The sequence below is a fragment of the Vibrio sp. 1249-1 genome, assembly GCF_033340495.1.
On the sequence record NZ_JAWOWJ010000778.1, the window covers coordinates 1 to 612 of the forward strand.

General features: G+C 44.6%; 1 protein-coding gene. It reads right to left on the reverse strand.

Annotated features, from left to right (window positions below; all coding sequences use genetic code 11):
* Positions 1-527 (reverse strand): alpha/beta hydrolase (locus R7Z50_RS28870; RefSeq protein ID WP_318149930.1); only part of this gene is annotated, 527 nt, incomplete at its 3' end.
* Positions 528-612: the final 85 nt, after the last annotated feature.

Consider the following 612-nt stretch of genomic DNA (forward strand, 5'->3'; position numbering starts at 1 on the left):
TGGTAAGGCACTTCAATTTGCTTGATGGTGTATTGAGTTTTCTCAGCCCCTTCAGAATAGGCTTTGTTTGCTAACACCTGAGCCTGAAGCGCCAAGTTGTCGTTTTTTAAATGAGGATAGCCCGCAATGCTGAAACACAACGATGCGGTAAACAGCTCGTCGGCAGCATCCTCACCTTTAAGATCATTGGCACGTCGTTGGTGTTCCATACCTAACTTGATCCACTCAAACGTCCAGTTACCACTGTGATACCCCATCACAGTATCTAACCAATCATCGTGAGTACGAGAATGCGTTGACGAAGCAATGCGCGACAACACGCCTTCCATTTCAATTGGAGATAAGCCTTGCCACGCCCACTGCAAGCGACGCAAATGACGATACCAAGCACGATCGTCTTGCTGTTCTCGATCATCAAGAATCTTTTTGCTGGTTGGCATGTATTGAGTGAGCGCGGAGGTTTCTTTCGCTTGCTTATGTTTTACGAACAAAGTCTCGGAAAGATTTTTACTGACGTCTTCAGACATAGGAAGAACCTTTGGCTATTAGCATTAGCTGTAATGATAATAAAAAAAATGCCCCTATAAAGGGGCATTTCTCAATATTCTTCGC